Annotated in this window: 13 protein-coding genes; 9 read left to right on the top strand and 4 right to left on the bottom strand. The window is 63.0% G+C overall.

Going from position 1 to position 14,205, the window contains the following annotated elements:
- Positions 1–15 precede the first annotated feature (15 nt).
- A complete protein-coding gene (gene purT / locus UB48_RS10330) occupies positions 16–1,197 on the top strand; it encodes a formate-dependent phosphoribosylglycinamide formyltransferase (protein WP_045196543.1) in 1,182 nt (393 codons plus the stop codon).
- Positions 1,198–1,256: 59 nt separating this feature from the next.
- Here purT and UB48_RS10335 read toward each other — a convergent pair whose 3' ends face one another.
- The 3 genes from UB48_RS10335 to UB48_RS10345 all read right to left on the bottom strand — a co-directional run bounded on the left by UB48_RS10335 (position 1,257) and on the right by UB48_RS10345 (position 4,860).
- On the bottom strand, positions 1,257–2,561 hold the full coding sequence (locus UB48_RS10335; protein ID WP_045196545.1) for an MFS transporter: 1,305 nt from the start codon (positions 2,559–2,561) through the stop codon (positions 1,257–1,259).
- Between the two features lie 267 nt (positions 2,562–2,828).
- Complete coding sequence (locus UB48_RS10340) at positions 2,829–4,043, bottom strand: transporter associated domain-containing protein (RefSeq protein ID WP_045196547.1); 1,215 nt, start codon at positions 4,041–4,043, stop codon at positions 2,829–2,831.
- 13 nt (positions 4,044–4,056) lie between these two features.
- Entirely contained in the window at positions 4,057–4,860 is an 804-nt protein-coding gene (locus UB48_RS10345; protein WP_176794297.1) for an inner membrane protein YpjD, read from the bottom strand.
- A 205-nt stretch (positions 4,861–5,065) separates the two neighbouring features.
- On the opposite strand from UB48_RS10345, the gene ffh reads away from it, so the two are divergent.
- From ffh to UB48_RS10375, 6 genes are all read left to right on the top strand, one after another.
- Complete coding sequence (gene ffh, locus UB48_RS10350; RefSeq protein ID WP_038996825.1) at positions 5,066–6,442, top strand: signal recognition particle protein; 1,377 nt, start codon at positions 5,066–5,068, stop codon at positions 6,440–6,442.
- A gap of 238 nt (positions 6,443–6,680) precedes the next feature.
- Entirely contained in the window at positions 6,681–6,932 is a 252-nt protein-coding gene (gene rpsP / locus UB48_RS10355; RefSeq protein ID WP_028942918.1) for a 30S ribosomal protein S16, read from the top strand.
- Between the two features lie 5 nt (positions 6,933–6,937).
- A complete protein-coding gene (rimM, locus tag UB48_RS10360; protein ID WP_045196552.1) occupies positions 6,938–7,474 on the top strand; it encodes a ribosome maturation factor RimM in 537 nt (178 codons plus the stop codon).
- A 3-nt stretch (positions 7,475–7,477) separates the two neighbouring features.
- Entirely contained in the window at positions 7,478–8,230 is a 753-nt protein-coding gene (gene trmD, locus UB48_RS10365; RefSeq protein ID WP_045196554.1) for a tRNA (guanosine(37)-N1)-methyltransferase TrmD, read from the top strand.
- Between the two features lie 43 nt (positions 8,231–8,273).
- Positions 8,274–8,624, top strand: a complete 351-nt coding sequence (gene rplS / locus UB48_RS10370) for a 50S ribosomal protein L19 (RefSeq protein WP_038996821.1) — start codon at positions 8,274–8,276, stop codon at positions 8,622–8,624.
- 95 nt (positions 8,625–8,719) lie between these two features.
- Positions 8,720–9,127: an acyl-CoA thioesterase gene (locus tag UB48_RS10375; RefSeq protein ID WP_045196557.1), complete on the top strand. Its 408-nt coding sequence runs from the start codon at positions 8,720–8,722 to the stop codon at positions 9,125–9,127.
- 74 nt (positions 9,128–9,201) lie between these two features.
- Here the strand turns inward: UB48_RS10375 and UB48_RS10380 are convergent, their stop codons facing one another.
- Complete coding sequence (locus UB48_RS10380; protein WP_045196559.1) at positions 9,202–10,998, bottom strand: sodium:proton antiporter; 1,797 nt, start codon at positions 10,996–10,998, stop codon at positions 9,202–9,204.
- A gap of 76 nt (positions 10,999–11,074) precedes the next feature.
- Between UB48_RS10380 and xerD the strand changes: the two genes are divergently transcribed.
- Together xerD and UB48_RS10390 are read left to right on the top strand one after the other, a co-directional pair.
- A complete protein-coding gene (xerD, locus tag UB48_RS10385) occupies positions 11,075–11,971 on the top strand; it encodes a site-specific tyrosine recombinase XerD (protein WP_045196561.1) in 897 nt (298 codons plus the stop codon).
- A 105-nt stretch (positions 11,972–12,076) separates the two neighbouring features.
- The coding region (locus UB48_RS10390) for a DUF6531 domain-containing protein (RefSeq protein ID WP_045196562.1) at positions 12,077–14,205 on the top strand (2,129 nt) is incomplete at its 3' end.

The raw sequence follows: 14,205 nt of genomic DNA on the forward strand, positions 1-14,205 counted from the left end.
CTCTGAGGACCTGAAATGACCCGTATCGGAACCCCATTGTCGCCGACCGCGACCCGCGTACTGCTCTGTGGCTGCGGCGAGCTGGGCAAGGAAGTGGTGATCGAGCTGCAACGCCTGGGCGTTGAAGTGATTGCCGTGGACCGTTACGCCAATGCCCCGGCCATGCAGGTGGCCCATCGCAGCCACGTGATCAACATGCTCGACGGCGCCGCCCTGCGGGCAGTGATCGAGGCCGAGAAGCCGCACTACATCGTCCCGGAAATCGAAGCCATCGCCACCGCGACCCTGGTCGAGCTGGAAAACGAAGGTTTCACCGTGGTGCCGACCGCTCGCGCCGCGCAATTGACCATGAACCGCGAAGGCATCCGTCGCCTGGCCGCCGAAGAGCTCGACCTGCCGACTTCGCCGTACCATTTCGCCGACACCTTCGAGGAATACGCCAAGGCCGTCGACGACCTCGGCTTCCCGTGCGTGGTCAAGCCGGTGATGAGTTCGTCGGGCAAGGGCCAGAGCCTGCTGCGCAGCGCTGACGACGTGCAAAAGGCCTGGGACTATGCCCAGGAAGGCGGGCGTGCCGGCAAGGGCCGGGTGATCATCGAAGGCTTCATCGATTTCGACTACGAAATCACCCTGCTGACCGTTCGTCATGTCGGCGGCACCACCTTCTGCGCGCCGGTCGGCCACCGTCAGGAGAAGGGCGATTACCAGGAATCCTGGCAGCCGCAGGCGATGAGCCCGGTGGCCCTGGCTGAATCCGAGCGGGTGGCCAAAGCAGTGACCGAGGCGCTGGGCGGCCGCGGCCTGTTCGGTGTCGAGCTGTTCGTCAAAGGCGACCAGGTGTGGTTCAGCGAAGTCTCGCCACGCCCGCATGACACGGGCCTGGTGACCCTGATTTCCCAGGACCTCTCGCAGTTCGCCCTGCATGCGCGGGCGATCCTGGGCTTGCCGATCCCGCTGATCCGCCAGTTCGGCCCGTCGGCGTCGGCGGTGATCCTGGTTGAAGGCCAGTCGCAGCAGACCGCGTTCGCCAATCTTGGCGCCGCCCTGAGCGAGCCGGACACTGCCATTCGCCTGTTCGGCAAGCCTGAGGTCAATGGCCAGCGGCGCATGGGCGTGTGCCTGGCCCGCGACGAGTCGATCGAAGCCGCCCGGGCCAAGGCCACCCGAGCTTCGCAGGCGGTCAAGGTAGAGTTCTAAGCAATCGCGGGGCAAGCCCGCTCCTACACCGGTAGGAGCGGGCTTGCCCCGCGATGATTTTACAGCTCCGAGTGGCGCGTCTCTTTCAGGCACAACACCGCAATCAGGCTCAGCACAGCTGCCGCTGAGACATAGCCGCCGACCCAGCTCAAACCGCCCATGGCCACCAGCTTCTGGGCAAAGAACGGTGCCGCCGAGGCGCCGACGATCCCGCCCAGGTTGTAGGCTGCCGACGCCCCGGTGTAACGCACGTGAGTAGGGAACAGCTCAGGCAGCAAGGCGCCCATCGGCGCGAAAGTCACGCCCATCAAGAACAGCTCGATGGCCAGGAACAGTGCCACCCCCGTGGTCGAACCCGAGGTCAGCAGCGGTTCCATGGTAAAGCCCGAGGCAATCGCCAGCACAGCGCCGACGATCAGTACCGGCTTGCGCCCGTAACGGTCGCTGAGCCAGGCCGACAACGGCGTTGCCAGGGCCATGAACAGCACCGCGAAGCACAGCAGGCCGAGGAAGGTTTCGCGGCTGTAGCCCAGGGTCGAAACGCCATAGCTGAGCGAGAACACCGTCGAGATGTAGAACAGCGCATAGCACACGACCATGGCCGCCGCGCCCAGCAGGGTGGGGGCCCAGTACTGGGCGAAGAGCTCGACCACCGGCATTTTCACCCGCTGGTGACTGGCCACGGCCTTGGCGAACACCGGGGTTTCTTCCAGCTTCAGGCGCACGTACAGGCCGACCATCACCAGCACGGCGCTGAGCAGGAACGGAATGCGCCAGCCCCAACTGCGAAATTGCTCATCGGTCAGCAGCATGGCCAGGGTCAGGAACAGGCCGTTGGCCGCCAGAAAACCGATCGAAGGGCCTAGCTGCGGGAACATGCCGAACCAGGCGCGCTTGCCCTTGGGCGCGTTCTCGGTGGCCAGCAACGCCGCGCCGCCCCATTCACCGCCAAGTCCAAGCCCCTGGCCGAAGCGCAACACGCAAAGCAGGATCGGCGCCCAGGCGCCAATGCTGTCGTAACCGGGCAGTACGCCAATCAGGGTGGTACACACACCCATCAGCAGCAAGGATGCGACCAGGGTCGATTTACGGCCGATACGGTCGCCAAAGTGACCGAACAGCGCCGAACCCAGGGGCCGGGCCAGGAAGGCGATGCCGAAAGTAAGGAACGCCGAGAGCATCTGCGCGGTGCCGGAGGTCTGCGGGAAGAACACCGGGCCGATCACCAGCGCCGCCGCAGTGGCGTACACGTAGAAGTCGTAGAACTCGATGGCGGTGCCGATGAAGCTGGCGGTGGCAACCCGTGCCGGCGAGTTGCCGGGGCTGGCCTGGGCGGTTTCGGGGTAGGTGCTGCTGGTCGTCATGCGATTATCCCTGTCAGTCGAGAGCTCCATGGGCATCGCCGCCGGCCGGGTACGAACAGGCAGGCACGGGCGTGCACCGAAGCGAATTGTTATGGTCGCGTGACGAAACATACGCCCGTTGGGGATGGGGGCGGGCGCGGGCAAGGCTCGGGGTGTGAGCCAGTACCGCTGGTGCGCGCAATGTTCAGTCAGGCTGACTGGCCGTGTGACGCCGGTGCGGGTAGCGGGCGAGACGGCTGGGGCTGGGTAAGCGTGTGGCCAGTATAGCTAGCGCTTGAGCGTCCAGACCAGTATGCGGCTGGCACAATTGTCCTCGGTTTCGAGGATTTCCAGGCGATAACGGCCGATTTTCAGGCACACGGCGCTTGCCGGGATGCTTTCCAGGGCTTCGGTGACCAGGCCGTTGAGGGTCTTCGGCCCGTCGCTGGGCAGGTGCCAGCCCAGGGTGCGGTTGAGCTCGCGGATCGACACGTTGCCTTCGATGACAAAGCGCCCGTCGGCCTGGGGGTGGATATGCGGGTTGTCGAGGCTGTGTTCGTCTTCGAACTCGCCGACGATTTCTTCGAGGATGTCTTCCAGGGTAACGATGCCCAGTACTTCACCGTATTCGTCGACCACCACGCCCAGGCGCCGCTGCTGTTTGTGGAAATTCAGCAATTGCAGCTGCAACGGGGTGCTTTCCGGCACGAAATAGGGTTCGTAGCAGGCCGCCTGCAGAGTTTCGCGGGTCAGTTCGGCCTTGGGCAGCAGGTGGCTGATCAGCTTGGTATTGAGGATCGCCTCCACCTGGTTGATATCGCTGTGGTAGACCGGCAGGCGGGTGTGGCGGCTGATGATCAACTGCTCGATGATTGCCTCGATCGGCTCGTCGAGGTTGATGCCGTCGACATCGTTGCGCGGCACGAGGATGTCGTTGACGGTGATTTTGTCCAGCGCCAGCAGGCTTTCCGGCAGGTTCAGGCGCTGGTCGGCATCCGGCTCGTCGGCGGCGTAGCTGTCGCTGTCGTCGTTGTCGTGCAGCGCTACCGCATGGCTTTGCACCCGGAACGGGCGCAGCAGCACCCGCGCGCAGCCATCGAGCAGCCAGGCCAGGGGCTGCAACAGCTTGAGCGGCACTTTGAGCAAGCTGTTGCCCAGGCCGATGAAGGCCTGCGGATTGCGCCTGGCCAGCTGTCGCGGCAGGTATTCGGCAACGATCAAAAGTACGGCGGCAGCGCCCAGGCCGGCCAGCCAGAAACCGTGCTCGCCGCTGTAGCGCTGGCCCATCAGGCAGGCCAGGGCCAATACCAGCAGCTTGCCCAGGGTCGAGCACAGCACCAGGGCCTGAGGGGTTACGGCAAGTTCGGGGTGCTCGCCGGTCTGCGGGTTGCGCCGGCCACCGTTGAGTTGCTGCTGGGCGGCGTCCACCGCAGTGAACAGCGCCGACCACAGCAGTGCCAGTGCCAATACGCCGAGTAGCGGTCCTAACGGCAGAGCGTCCATTTACCTGTGCCCGTCAGATATGCAGGATGAATTCGCGTACCAGCTTGCTGCCGAAATAGGCCAGCATCAGCAGGCAGAAGCCGGCCAGGGTCCAGCGGATCGCCTTATGCCCGCGCCAGCCGAGGCGGGTGCGGCCCCACAGCAATACGCTGAAGACGATCCAGGCCAGGCACGCCAGCAGGGTTTTATGCACCAGGTGCTGGGCGAACAGGTTGTCGAGGAACAGCCAGCCGGACAGCAGTGACAGCGACAGCAGGCCCCAGCCGGCCCAGAGGAAGCCGAACAGCAGGCTTTCCATGGTTTGCAGCGGCGGGAAGTTCTTGATCAGCCCGGAGGGGTGCTTGTGCTTGAGCTGGTGATCCTGCAACAGCAGCAGCAGGGACTGCACCACGGCGATGGTGAACATGCCATAGGCCAGGATCGACAGCAGGATATGCGCGAGGATGCCCGGCTCTTCGTTGATCAGCGGCACCGTGCCCGACGGCGCGAACTGGGCGATCAGCGCCGTGGCCATGCCCAGCGGGAACAGCAACAGCAGCAGGTTCTCCACCGGTATGCGCAGGCAGGCCAGCAGGGTCAGGGCGATCACCGCGGTGGCGATCAGGCTGGCGGCGCTAAAGAAGTCCAGGCTCAGGCCCAGGGGCGTGAGCAGTTGCCAGAACAGCGCAGTGCCCTGGGCAATGACCGCCAGCGCGCCAAGCAGGCCGAGCAGGCGTTTGTCGGCCTTGGTGCCCTGGGCCAGGCGTGAGCCTTGATAGAAGGTCGCGGCGGCATACAGGCAGGCGGCGATGAGATTGGGTAGCAAGCTGGGTGACAAGGGGAGCATAAGTCCTGTTAGGCAAGCCCGAAAGGGACTGAGTTTGGCATAGATCGCGCCCGCCTAGGAAGACTGCCAGCCGACGGCATGGTGTGCGCTGGGCCAAGTCTTCGTTATAATCGCCGGCCTGCCCCTGCCCAAGGCCGGCCGATTACGCCAGAGGCAGCTGATAAACCTCGGTTCTACAGAGCCCGAAAGGATCACCATGTTTGAAAACCTGACCGACCGTCTGTCACAGACGCTGCGCCATGTCACCGGCAAGGCCAAGCTGACCGAAGACAACATCAAAGACACCCTGCGTGAAGTGCGCATGGCGTTGCTCGAGGCTGACGTCGCCCTGCCGGTGGTCAAGGATTTCGTCAACAAGGTCAAGGAGCGTGCGGTCGGCACCGAGGTGTCGCGCAGCCTGACCCCGGGCCAGGCGTTCGTGAAGATCGTCCAGGCTGAGCTTGAAGGCCTGATGGGCGCCGCCAACGAAGACCTGGCGCTCAACGCCGCACCGCCTGCGGTAGTGCTGATGGCCGGTCTGCAGGGCGCGGGCAAGACCACCACCGCCGGCAAGCTGGCGCGCTTCCTCAAAGAGCGCAAGAAAAAGACCGTGATGGTGGTCTCGGCCGACGTCTACCGTCCGGCGGCGATCAAGCAGCTGGAAACCCTGGCGGGCGACATCGGCGTGACCTTCTTCCCGTCGGATATCAGCCAGAAGCCGGTGGCCATCGCTGAGGCGGCGATCCGCGAAGCCAAGCTCAAGTTCATCGACGTGGTCATCGTCGACACCGCCGGCCGTCTGCACATCGACGCCGAAATGATGACCGAGATCAAGGACCTGCACGCTGCGGTCAAGCCGATCGAGACGTTGTTCGTGGTCGACGCCATGACCGGCCAGGACGCCGCCAATACGGCCAAGGCGTTCGGCGATGCGCTGCCGCTGACCGGGGTGATCCTCACCAAGGTCGACGGTGACGCCCGTGGCGGTGCCGCGCTGTCGGTGCGCGCCATTACCGGCAAGCCGATCAAGTTCATCGGTATGGGCGAGAAGAGCGACGCGCTCGAGCCGTTCCACCCCGACCGGATCGCTTCGCGCATCCTGGGCATGGGCGACGTGCTCAGCCTGATCGAGCAGGCCGAACAGACCCTCGACAAGGACAAGGCCGACAAACTGGCCAAGAAGCTTAAGAAGGGCAAGGGCTTCGACCTCGAAGACTTCCGCGACCAGCTGCAACAAATGAAGAACATGGGTGGCCTGGGCGGCCTGATGGACAAGCTGCCGAGCATCGGCGGTGTCAACCTGGCCCAGATGGGCAGCGCCCAGGGCGCCGCCGAGAAGCAGTTCAAGCAGATGGAAGCGATCATCAACTCGATGACCCCGGCCGAGCGCCGCGACCCTGAGCTGATCAGCGGTTCGCGCAAACGCCGTATCGCCCTTGGTTCCGGCACCCAGGTGCAGGACATCGGCCGTCTGATCAAGCAGCACAAGCAGATGCAGAAGATGATGAAGAAGTTTTCTGCCAAAGGCGGCATGGCCAAGATGATGCGCGGCCTGGGTGGCATGATGCCCGGCGGCGGCATGCCCAAACTGTAACCCTATTCGCATCGGCGGCCTGGAAACGGGCCGACGATCGGACTCCCGCCCCGGCGGGAACAACGCAGCCTTTATATAGAGGCTGTACGAAGCGCAGATCTGCAGGCTGTCCTTTTTACCTGGCGTAAAAAGGCATTTGCAAAAGTCCGTGTATTCCTTGAGAATATGCGGCCTTTCGGGCACCCGTGTGCCCGCTGTGCATTATGATTTGCAGCACCGACTACAGGAACGATGTTCAATGCTAACCATCCGTCTTGCCCGTGGTGGCTCTAAAAAGCGCCCATTCTACACCCTGACCGTGACCGACTCGCGTAACCCGGTTACCGGTTCGCACATCGAGCAGGTTGGTTTCTTCAACCCTATCGCTCGTGGCCAGGAAGTTCGCCTGTCCGTTAAACAAGACCGCGTTGCTCACTGGCTGAGCGTTGGCGCACAGCCATCCGAGCGCGTTGCAAAACTGCTGAAAGATGCTGCTAAGGCTGCTGCCTGAATAGTATGAGCGCGACGCCAGAAAAAGCTGATGACCTGATCGTCGTTGGCAAGATTTTTTCGGTTCACGGCGTTCGCGGCGAGGTAAAGGTCTTTTCCTTTACCGATCCGATTGAAAACCTGTTGGATTACCGTAACTGGACGCTTCGGCACGAAGGGAAGGTAAAACAGGTCGAGCTGGTCAGTGGCCGTTCCACTCAAAAGGACCTGGTCGCCAAGTTCAAAGGCCTCGACGATCGTGATGAAGCCCGTCTTCTGAGCGGTTATGAGATTTGTATCTCGCGTAGCCTTTTGCCCAACCTGTCTGCCGACGAGTACTACTGGTACCAGTTGGTGGGTCTGAAAGTCATCAATCAGGACGAACAGCTGTTCGGCACGATTGATCACCTGTTGGAGACCGGCGCGAACGATGTAATGGTGGTCAAGCCCTGCGCGGGCAGCCTGGATGATCGAGAACGCCTGTTGCCCTATACCGAGCAATGCGTGTTGAAGATCGACCTGGTTGCAGGCGAAATGAGGGTCGAATGGGACGCGGACTTCTAAGCAATGGCCAGCCTGCGCGTAGACGTCATCACGCTGTTCCCCGAGATGTTCTCGGCCATCAGTGAGTACGGCATTACCAGCCGTGCGGTGAAACAGGGGTTGTTGCAACTGACCTGCTGGAACCCGCGGGACTACACCACAGATCGTCACCATACGGTAGATGATCGGCCGTTTGGCGGTGGTCCGGGCATGGTGATGAAGATCAAGCCTCTGGAAGACGCCCTGGTGAATGCCAGGCAGGCAACCGGAGAGGCGGCAAAGGTGATTTACCTGAGCCCACAAGGCCGCAAACTGACTCAGTCGGCGGTCAAAGACCTGGCGAAGCACGAATCGTTGATTCTGATAGCCGGTCGATATGAAGGCATCGACGAGCGCTTTATTGAAGCTCATGTCGATGAAGAGTGGTCGATTGGAGACTATGTCCTGTCTGGCGGCGAGCTGCCGGCGATGGTCCTGATCGATGCGGTTACACGACTGCTGCCTGGAGCTTTAGGGCATGCGGACTCGGCGCAGGAAGATTCCTTCACCGATGGTCTGCTTGATTGCCCGCACTACACCCGACCTGAGGTGTATGCGGATCAGCGTGTTCCCGACGTGTTGCTTAGTGGCAACCATGCACACATCCGGCGATGGCGTTTACAGCAGTCCCTTGGGCGGACCTATGAACGACGCGTCGATCTTCTGGAAAGTCGCTCACTTTCTGGAGAAGAGAAGAAGCTGCTGGCGGAATACCTCCGTGAGCGGGACGATAGTTAACGTATCGATGGTAAATCCAGCTGATTTACCTTAGGAGCACAGCATGACCAACAAAATCATTCTTGCACTCGAAGCAGAGCAGATGACCAAAGAGATCCCGACCTTTGCCCCGGGCGACACCATCGTCGTTCAGGTGAAAGTGAAGGAAGGTGATCGTTCGCGTCTGCAGGCATTCGAAGGCGTTGTCATCGCCAAGCGTAACCGTGGTGTGAACAGTGCTTTCACCGTTCGCAAGATCTCCAACGGTGTTGGCGTTGAGCGTACTTTCCAGACCTACAGCCCGCAAATCGACAGCCTGGCCGTGAAACGTCGTGGTGACGTGCGTAAAGCCAAGCTGTACTACCTGCGCGACCTGTCCGGTAAAGCCGCTCGCATCAAGGAAAAACTGTCCTGAGGACAGCTTGACCGGTGGCTACGGCCACCATGCGAAAAAAGCAGCCTTCGGGCTGCTTTTTTGTTGTCTGAAATTTGTCGTCCAATGTGAAGCCCATGACCTCAAGAGAGCAGGAAATCGAGCGCCGCACCGAACTGTCGGTGACCCGCGTGACCAAGGCGGTATTCCCGTCCACCACCAACCACCACAACACCCTGTTCGGCGGCACCGCGCTGGCCTGGATGGACGAAGTCTCGTTCATTGCTGCCACGCGTTTCTGCCGCTTGCCGCTGGTAACGGTGTCGACCGACCGTATCGACTTCAAGCACCCGATTGCCGCCGGCTCCATCGTCGAGCTGGTCGGGCGGGTGGCGACAGTGGGTAACACCAGCCTCAAGGTCGAGGTCGAAGTGTTTGTCGAAAGCATGAGCTGCGACAGTCGCGAAAAGGCCATCCATGGCCTGTTCAGCTTTGTCGCCATCGATGAAGACAAGCGCCCGGTGCCGGTATTGCCCGGGTTCTGACCATCCTGTAGGAGCGGGCTTGCCCCGCGATAATGTGTAGACTTCACCGGCCTTATCGCGGGGCAAGCCCGCTCCTACTGCGGCTGAATCAACGCCACCAGCGTCCACCCAGGCCCGGGCTTGAGCAGGCTGTCCGGCCCGAACACGTGCACCCAGCCACTGCCATCGCGGGCAAACAGCAAGATCGCCCGCTCGCCATGCAGGGCCTGGTAGTCCGCCCAGCCAAAGCCTTCGGTGAGGTTGGTGCTATAGAGCTCGGCGCCATTGTTCAGCAATCCGGCCAACTGCCCGTAGGTCAGCGGCTGGCTTCCTAGCGTCTGCCCGCGGTGCTCATCGCTGGCGCGGTGCTTGTCGCTGCGCTTGGCCTCAAGGCCACTGGCCAGGACAAACAGCCGCTGCGGGCCAAAGTCGTGGCGAAAGCGCGTGCAGGCCAGGGTGTTGAGCTCACCTGCCGGTGACAACCCGAGCAAATGCCCCAGGCCTACCAGGTCCAGGTGGGCATCGGCATGCTGCGAGGCGGGGTGGCCGAAGTAGGTTGGCAAGCCGTCCATGCGTGCCGCGCGGATGTTCTCCCAGCTGGAATCGGCCAGCAGCACCCGGCAATCGAGCTGTTGCAAAGCCTTGGCCACAGCGCGGGCCGGCGGGTTGGCGCCGACGATCAAAAAACCGCTGGGGGCAGGTTCGGCAACCTTGAGCAGGCGTGCCAAGGGCCGCGAAGTGGCGCTCTGCAGCACCACGGTGCCGATGATCACCGCGAAGGTCAATGGCACCAGCAGCAGTGCGCCTTCATGCCCGGCTTCATCCAGGCGGATGGCAAAGATCGCCGACACCGCGGCGGCAACGATACCGCGCGGGGCGATCCAGGCCAGCAGGGCGCGTTCGCGCCAGTTCAATTGCGAGCCAAAGGTCGACAGCGCGACGTTAAGCGGCCGGGCCACGAACTGAATGATCAGCAGCAGGGCCAGCACCGCCGGGCCCAGGCCGATCAGGGCATTGAGGTCCAGGCGCGCGGCCAGGAGGATGAACAGCCCGGAGATCAGCAGCACGCTGAGGTTCTCTTTGAAGTGCAGGATCTGCCGGACATCCACGCCCTTCATGTTGGCCAGCCACATGCCCATGAGGGTGACCGCCAGCAGCCCCGACTCATGCATCACCTGGTTGGCGCCAATGAAGATCCCCAGCACTGCCGCCAGCGACGCCAGGTTGTGCAAATACTCCGGCAGCCATTGGTGACGCATCACCTGGCCGAGCAGCCAGCCGCCGGCCACGCCGAACGCGCTGCCGCAGACAATCACCCCGGCAAAGGTCACCAGGCTGTGGCTCAGGCCGTCGCCGGCGGCGCTGGCGATGATGAAGCTGTAGACCACCACCGCCAGCAGCGCGCCAATCGGGTCGATAACGATGCCTTCCCAGCGCAGGATGTTGGCGATCGTTGCCTTGGGCCGTACCACTCGAAGCATCGGCACGATCACCGTCGGCCCGGTCACCAGGGTCAGGGTGCCGAACAAGGTTGCCAGCAGCCAGTCGAAGCCCAGCAGCCAGTGGGTGGCCAGGGTGATTACCAGCCAGGTCGACAGCGCGCCGAGGGTGACCATGCGCTGCACCACGCTGCCGATGTCTTTCCATTGCGACAGGTGCAGGGTCAGGCTGCCTTCGAACAGGATCAGCGCCACCGCCAGCGACACCAGCGGCATCAGCAATGGGCCGAACAGTTCCTGCGGGTCGAGCCAGCCGAGCAACGGGCCGGCGAGGATGCCGCTGAGCAGCAGGAAAAGGATCGCCGGCAGCTTCAGGCGCCAGGCCAGCCATTGGCAGCACAGCGCTGCCAGACCTATCCCGCCAAATGCCAGCAATATCTGTTGTTCGTTCATTCGGGCTCCCTATGCCGGCAGTGTTATGGAAGACTAGCGGCAATTCGTCGTTTTCGTCGCTTGCCGCAGAGTTGTCATGCCCGCTATTGAACATCCGCTTATCGATCAGTTCCTGGACGCCCTGTGGCTGGAGAAGGGCCTGGCCGACAACACCCGCGATTCCTACCGCAGCGACCTGGCGCTGTTCAACGGCTGGCTCACGGAGCAGGGCGTCGAGCTGCCCGATGCCGGGCGCGAACTGATCCTCGATCACCTGGCCTGGCGCCTGGAGCAGGGCTACAAGCCACGCTCGACCGCGCGTTTTCTCTCCGGGGTGCGAGGCTTCTATCGCTACCTGTTGCGGGAAAAACTGATCGGCATTGACCCGACCCTGCAGGTGGAAATGCCGCAACTGGGGCGGCCATTGCCCAAATCCCTGTCGGAAGCCGACGTCGAAGCCTTGCTGCAGGCACCGGACCTGAGCGAGCCGATCGGCCAGCGCGACCGCGCCATGCTTGAAGTGCTGTATGCCTGTGGCTTGCGTGTCACCGAACTGGTCAGCCTGACCCTCGATCAGGTCAACCTGCGCCAGGGCGTGCTGCGGGTGATGGGCAAGGGCAGCAAGGAGCGCCTGGTGCCCATGGGTGAAGAGGCGGTGGTGTGGATTGAGCGCTACCTGCGTGACGGCCGTAACGAACTGCTCGGCGGGCGTCCCAGCGATGTATTGTTCCCCAGCCTGCGCGGCGAGCAGATGACCCGCCAGACCTTCTGGCACCGCATCAAGCACCAGGCGCTGGTGGCCGGTATCGACAAGAGCCTGTCGCCGCACACCCTGCGCCATGCCTTCGCCACTCACCTGCTCAACCACGGCGCCGACTTGCGCGTGGTGCAGATGCTGCTCGGCCACAGCGACCTGTCGACCACCCAGATCTACACCCATGTGGCCCGCGCGCGGCTGCAGGAACTACACGCTTTGCATCACCCTCGGGGTTGACGCTCGGGCGCTCTTCCAGCAGATTCCGACACCTCAAACGCTCGATATGGAAATCAAGCATGCCCAGGTTCAAGTGCCCTGCAGCCGTGCCGTTGCAGGTCAATAATGTCTGACGCCCTGTGGGCCGCCCGCCAGGGCGATGCGCTGATGCACACCTCGATGATGGCCGACATCGTCGGCGGCGTGCTGGAAGTGGCAGCCAACGTCGCCATTGGCGTGCTGGCCACCGCGGCGGTAACCGCAGCGCTGGGGCTGACCGTGGTTACCGGCGGCCTGGGCTGCTTCGTGCTCGGCGCGGTGGTCGGTATCGTGGTCGGCGTGGCCATGAGCAAGACCGGGGCCGATAAGGGTTTAAGCAGTTTATGCGAGGGTATCGGCAATTTTCTGTTCCCGCCCTCGGTGCAGGCCAACATCCTCACTGGCTCGAAGAACACCCACACCAATGGCAAACCGGCCGCCCGCGCTGCTGGCGTCATCGTCGCCGCGGCGGCGCCCGCTGGCAGTGATGCCTCCCAGCCACCTGCCGAAGAGGAAGAAGAAAGCTTCCTCGACATGGCCAAAGGCTTTTTCTCGCAGATGTGGCGGCCCACGGTCGCCAGCCCCGCGCCAAACACCGAGCCTGCCGACGACGACAAGATTCTCTGCAGCAAGCACCCGCCAATGCCGCCGCAGTACCTGGCCGAAGGTTCGAGCAAGGTCACCATCAACGGCCATCCGGCTTGCCGCAGCGGCGATCGCAGCACCTGCGAGGCGGTGATCGTCGACGCCGGGCTGATCTCCAGTAACGTGCGCATTGGCGGCGGCTCGATCGTGGTCCGCGAGATTCGCAGTGGCAAGACCCCGGGCATCGGCCTGGCGATAACCGCTTTGATGCTGCTGCGCGGGCGTGGCGGCAAGTTCTACAGCAAGTTCGGCTGCATGGTGATCGGCGGCATCGCCAGCGCCGTCACCAGCCAGGTGAGCGGAGCAATTACCAGTGCCATCGCCGGCTCGCTCAACCCGGTCCATGCACCCACCGGGGCGAAGATCCTCAGTGGCGAAGAAGAGCTCGACTTCAGCTTGCCAGCGCTGATCCCGCTGGACTGGCAGCGCTACTACAACAGCCGCGATGAACGCCGCGACGGCCTGTTCGGTGCGGGCTGGAGCGTCGATTACGAAGTCTTCGTGGCGATTGAAGCGCACCCTGAAGGCGGCGAGCGCCTGCTGTTTACCGACGAACAGGCGCGTGTCGTCGACATGGGCAACATCCCGCGCGGCGATGCGGCGTTCAGCGCCGGCGAGGGCCTGAGCGTGCGCCGCGCACTCAATGGCGAGCTGCTGATCGAAAGCAGCGGCGGACTCTACCGCCTGTTTCAGCCCACCCCGGGTAACCCACAGCGGCTGCGCCTGGCGCAACTGGGCGATCGCAACGACAACCGCGTCTACCTCGACTACGACGCCGAAGGCCGCTTGTTCTGGCTGCGCGACACCTTCGATGCAGTCCAGCTGCAGCTGGTTTACAGCGCCCAATGGCCGACGCGGGTCAGCCATATCGAGCGTCGCTACAGCGACGAATCGAGCGAGTTGCTGGTCAGCTATGCCTACGACAGCAACGGCGACCTCGCCGAAGTCCGCGACGCCAGTGGTCAGGTACAACGGCGCTTTGCCTACGACCAGGGCCGGCGAATGGTCGAGCACCAGTTGCCCAGCGGCCTGCGTTGCTTCTACCAATGGACGCGTGCTGCCGACGACTGGCGTGTGGCCCGGCACTGGACCGACGACGGCGACGAGTACCGCTTCGACTACGACATCGAGGCGGGTATCACCCGGGTCACCGACGGCCTGCAACGGGTCAGCAGCCGCCACTGGAACACGCAGTACCAGATCACCGAATACACCGACGCCCTCGGCCACACCTGGCATTTCGAGTGGAACGACGAGCGCCAGCTGCTGGCAGCCACCGATCCGCAGGGCGGGCAATGGCAGTACCTGTACGACGAGTCCGGCAACCTTTGCCAAAGCATCGACCCGCTCGGGCGCAGCGAGTCGACCCTGTGGCTGGAACACTGGTCACTGCCGCGGGTGCAGACCGACAAGGCCGGCAACCGCTGGAGTTACCGTTACGATCAACGCGGCAACTGCAGCAGCGAAACCGACCCGCTGGGCCACACCACCCGTTACCGTTATGACGAACGCGGCCAGGTGGTGGAAGTCATTGATGCTGCCGGCAAGCACAAGTACTTGCGCTGGAGCGA

This window comes from Pseudomonas sp. 2(2015), assembly GCF_000955865.1.
Lineage (GTDB): Bacteria > Pseudomonadota > Gammaproteobacteria > Pseudomonadales > Pseudomonadaceae > Aquipseudomonas.

Excerpts from the sequence above, each read along its gene's own strand:
- ffh (WP_038996825.1), top strand. The coding sequence starts at position 5,066 with ATGTTTGAAAACCTGACCGACCGTCTGTCACAGACGCTGCGCCATGTC.
- rimM (WP_045196552.1), top strand. The coding sequence starts at position 6,938 with ATGAGCGCGACGCCAGAAAAAGCTGATGACCTGATCGTCGTTGGCAAG.
- UB48_RS10375 (WP_045196557.1), top strand. The coding sequence starts at position 8,720 with ATGACCTCAAGAGAGCAGGAAATCGAGCGCCGCACCGAACTGTCGGTG.
- rpsP (WP_028942918.1), top strand. The coding sequence starts at position 6,681 with ATGCTAACCATCCGTCTTGCCCGTGGTGGCTCTAAAAAGCGCCCATTC.
- xerD (WP_045196561.1), top strand. The coding sequence starts at position 11,075 with ATGCCCGCTATTGAACATCCGCTTATCGATCAGTTCCTGGACGCCCTG.
- trmD (WP_045196554.1), top strand. The coding sequence starts at position 7,478 with ATGGCCAGCCTGCGCGTAGACGTCATCACGCTGTTCCCCGAGATGTTC.
- UB48_RS10335 (WP_045196545.1), bottom strand. The coding sequence starts at position 2,561 with ATGACGACCAGCAGCACCTACCCCGAAACCGCCCAGGCCAGCCCCGGC.
- UB48_RS10340 (WP_045196547.1), bottom strand. The coding sequence starts at position 4,043 with ATGGACGCTCTGCCGTTAGGACCGCTACTCGGCGTATTGGCACTGGCA.
- rplS (WP_038996821.1), top strand. The coding sequence starts at position 8,274 with ATGACCAACAAAATCATTCTTGCACTCGAAGCAGAGCAGATGACCAAA.
- purT (WP_045196543.1), top strand. The coding sequence starts at position 16 with ATGACCCGTATCGGAACCCCATTGTCGCCGACCGCGACCCGCGTACTG.
- UB48_RS10380 (WP_045196559.1), bottom strand. The coding sequence starts at position 10,998 with ATGAACGAACAACAGATATTGCTGGCATTTGGCGGGATAGGTCTGGCA.